This is a genomic window from Gordonia sp. (in: high G+C Gram-positive bacteria) (assembly GCF_020438995.1).
Lineage (GTDB): Bacteria > Actinomycetota > Actinomycetes > Mycobacteriales > Mycobacteriaceae > Gordonia.
In genome coordinates this window covers 1-2812 of sequence record NZ_JAGQTN010000270.1, presented here as the reverse complement: position 1 = coordinate 2812, position 2812 = coordinate 1, and the positions used below count along the sequence as shown (strand labels likewise).

Below are 2812 nucleotides of genomic sequence, written 5' to 3'. Positions count from 1 at the left end.
TTGGGGGCCTGGTGGATACCGGCGAGCCCGGCGGGTCGCAGCAACGTTCCGACCGCCCAGCCATGACCGTGCAGGTCCCGATACGAGGCGCTGGTCGTCGGCCCGGACAGGACGGTCCCGTCGTGCTGCACCACCAGATTCGACGCCGGGAACGGCAGTAGATTCTGCCGGGACGTCCGCCCGGGTGCCAGCCGCCAGACCGGGATCCAGAACCACCGGACCACGTCGGTGAGGTCGTCGGGGGCGGGCACCCGCCGGAACGTCGGCAGGCGCGCCGGATACAGCAAACCCCGCGAGTCGCCGGTATCAGTCACCGATACTCACCCGCGATCTGTCGCAAATCTTCAAGCCTTCGCATATGTCCACAGAATACGGTTGCGCCATGACACAAGCAGACGAAAACATCACCGGCGTCACCGGCGCCCATACCACCGATGGCCTACCGCACGGCGCGACCAGCCTGACCCCGTTCATCGCAATCAGGGGAGCGGCCGAGGCAATCGAGTTCTACCAGAACGTCTTCGGTGCCAGGCTGATCGACAAGACCGAGTTCGGCGGCGTGATCGTGCACGCCGACATCGACTTCGGCACCGGACACCTGCAACTCGGCGAACCCAACGAGGAGTACGGCCTGATCCCCGCGCCCGCGGGCGCCGGGAGCGGAGCGAGCGGGCCTGATGCTGACTGCTATTCGCTCGGGCTGTACCGGCCGAATGTCGATGAGGTGGTCGCCAAGGCCGTCGAGGCCGGTGCCACCGTCCGCGAGGCCCCCGCCACCTTCGTCTCCGGCGACCGCTTCGCCTCCATCCGCGACCCGTTCGGTGTGCGTTGGTCGGTGATGACCCGCGTCGAGGACCTGTCGGAGGAGGAATCCGCCCGCCGAGTAGCCGATTGGGCCGCCACCCAGCAGTAGTTACTCGGCACACCAACCGGCGCGGGGTTCTGTTCGACTACGACAGTTCGCGTTTGAGGATCTTGCCCGACGCGTTGCGGGGGAACGTATCGACGATCCGTACCGAGCGTGGCACCTTGAAGTTGGCCAGATGCTCACGGCAGTAGGCGATTACGGCGTCCTCCTCGACGACCGCATCCGCACGGACGGTGAGGAACGCCTTGCCGACTTCTCCGAGCCGTTCGTCAGGCACGCCGATGACGGCGGATTCGGTGACGCCGTCGATCCGGGCGAGGACCTGTTCCACCTCGGCGGGGTACACGTTGAAGCCGCCGCAGATGTACATGTCCTTGAGCCGGTCGGTGATCTTGAGGTTGCCGCGCTCATCGATGGTGCCGATGTCGCCGGTGTGCAGCCAGCCGTCGGCGTCGATGGTGGCTGCGGTGGCGTCGGGATCGTCGAGGTAGCCGACCATCACCATGTCGCCGCGGGCGAGCACCTCACCCTGTTCCGACAACGCGATCTCCATGCCTGCGAATGCGCGTCCACAGGTGTTGGCGACGGTGACGGCGTCGTCGTCGGCGGTGCAGGTGGAGACGAACCCGGAGCATTCGGTGAGCCCGTACGCGGTGATGACGGTGTCGACGCCCAGTTCGGCGGCGATCCGGTCGATGAGCACCACCGGGACGATCGCCGCTCCGGTCACCACCAGCCGCAGTGAGCTCAGGTCGTGTCCGGTGCGGTCGGGGTCGTCGAGGATGGTCTGGAAGACGGTGGGGGCACCCGGGAACACGGTGGCCCGCCGTCGGGATGCCAATTCCATTGCGGCGGTGGGGGAGTACACGGCCAGCGGCAGCATGGTGACACCGAACAGCACGCAGGGCAGAATGCCGGCCTTGTAACCGAAGGTGTGGAAGTACGGATTGACCATCAGGTAGCGGTCGTCGGAGTTCAGTCTGCCGTTGGCTCCCCAGGCGTGCGATCCGGCGAGGGTCTGACGATGAGTTGCCATGACGCCCTTGGACTTTCCAGTGGTACCCGAGGTGAACATGATGTCCGAGAGGTCGTCGGGGCTCACCCCATCGGCACGTCGCTCGGCTTCGGCCGCCGATTCGTCGGTACCGCGATCCAGGAATTCCGTCCAGCCGACAGCGCCTCCGGGAATCGCGGATTTGCTCAGCGGAACGTGAATAACATGCTGCGGCAGGCTGTCTCGATGCTTGTCCAGAAGCTCCCCGCAGTGATCGGCGCCGAGGAACTCGCCGGATACGACGACGGCCGCCGCCGCGGAGCGTTCGATGATCTCGACGGCCTCACCGGCGGTGTACCGGGTATTGAGAGGAACCAGCACCGCTCCCGCGTAGTGCGTGCCGAGGGCCGCGACCGGCCAGTGATGACTGTTGGGTGCCCAGATGGCCACCCTGTCACCGGCGCCGATGCCTGAGGCGACCAGGGCGGCGGCAAAGGTGTGGACGGCCTCGTGGAGTTCGGCCCAGTTCAGGGCTACGTCCGCACCCCACTGACCGTCGACGATTGCGGTGCCGCCCGGCCAATTCCGCGCCGCCCGGCGCAATGCCGCCGGGGTGGTCCTCGGGTAGTCGGTTGAGGTGGGTTCGGCGGCACTCGACATGCAGCCAACCTAGCACTTGCTTGGTCGGCTATGCTAGCTCCCATGACGACGAGTGTCACGGACGCGCAGGGGGCGGTTGACCTGGCGGATCGCTCGGTTGACCTGGGTGCTTGGGCGGAGAACACCCCCGATGCCGCCGATGTGTTCGCCGGGGCGGTCCGCGCCTGGCTCGCCGACAATCTCGTCGGCGACTTCGCCAAGCTGGCCGGCCGCGGCGGTCCGGGTAGCGAGCACGAATTCTTCACCGAACGCCTCGCCTGGGACCGGCACCTGGCCGCCGCCGGCTGGAC

At 67.0% G+C, this 2812-nt stretch carries 3 protein-coding genes and 1 pseudogene; 2 read left to right on the top strand and 2 right to left on the bottom strand.

The window, feature by feature from the left end:
* Nucleotides 1-314 (bottom strand): DUF6597 domain-containing transcriptional factor (locus KDB67_RS18970; RefSeq protein ID WP_366852571.1); only part of this gene is annotated, 314 nt, incomplete at its 3' end.
* Between the two features lie 68 nt (nucleotides 315-382).
* On the opposite strand from KDB67_RS18970, the gene KDB67_RS18965 reads away from it, so the two are divergent.
* Nucleotides 383-913 (top strand): VOC family protein, encoded by a 531-nt coding sequence (locus KDB67_RS18965; RefSeq protein ID WP_291019206.1) that lies wholly within the window; start codon nucleotides 383-385, stop codon nucleotides 911-913.
* Between the two features lie 37 nt (nucleotides 914-950).
* On the opposite strand, the gene KDB67_RS18960 is transcribed toward KDB67_RS18965, so the two are convergent.
* Entirely contained in the window at nucleotides 951-2522 is a 1572-nt protein-coding gene (locus KDB67_RS18960; RefSeq protein WP_291019203.1) for a FadD3 family acyl-CoA ligase, read from the bottom strand.
* Nucleotides 2523-2564: 42 nt separating this feature from the next.
* On the opposite strand from KDB67_RS18960, the pseudogene KDB67_RS18955 reads away from it, so the two are divergent.
* Nucleotides 2565-2812: pseudogene (locus tag KDB67_RS18955) on the top strand (acyl-CoA dehydrogenase); the annotation flags it as partial.